Below are 416 nucleotides of genomic sequence, written 5' to 3'. Positions count from 1 at the left end.
CAGACGGCGAAGCTGGCCACCGCGCCGGGGACCAGCACGCCGTCCTGGTCGCGGCCGATCGCGCGCCAGCCGCCACGGGTGTGGGCGGTGAACGCGGCCCGCACCGAGATCCGGTGCCCGGGCGTGCGGTGGAAGGCGGCGGCCCGCACGGTGCCCCAGGGGTCGAGCGGGGTGACCGGGGCGTCCGAGCCGAAGGCCAGCGGGACGCCGGAGCGCAGCAGGGCCGCGAACGGGTTCAGCGCGGCGGCCCGCTCGGCGCCCAGGCGCCGCACGTACATGCCGTCCGGGCCGCCCCAGGCGGCGTCGAAGGCGGGCTGCACGGAGGCGGTCAGACCGAGCTCGGCGAAGGCGGCGACGGTCTTGTCGTCCAGCGCCTCGGCGTGCTCGACCCGGTGGCGCAGCGCCCGGACCCGGCC

1 pseudogene is annotated in these 416 nt (G+C 79.1%); it reads right to left on the bottom strand.

The window, feature by feature from the left end:
* Positions 1-416 (bottom strand): annotated as a pseudogene (locus tag ABD308_RS17340) (amidohydrolase family protein); the annotation flags it as partial.

Source organism: Kitasatospora putterlickiae, from assembly GCF_039527695.1.
Lineage (GTDB): Bacteria > Actinomycetota > Actinomycetes > Streptomycetales > Streptomycetaceae > Kitasatospora > Kitasatospora putterlickiae.
Note: the sequence above shows the minus strand (reverse complement) of the source record. Positions and strands in the feature narration are given on the sequence as shown.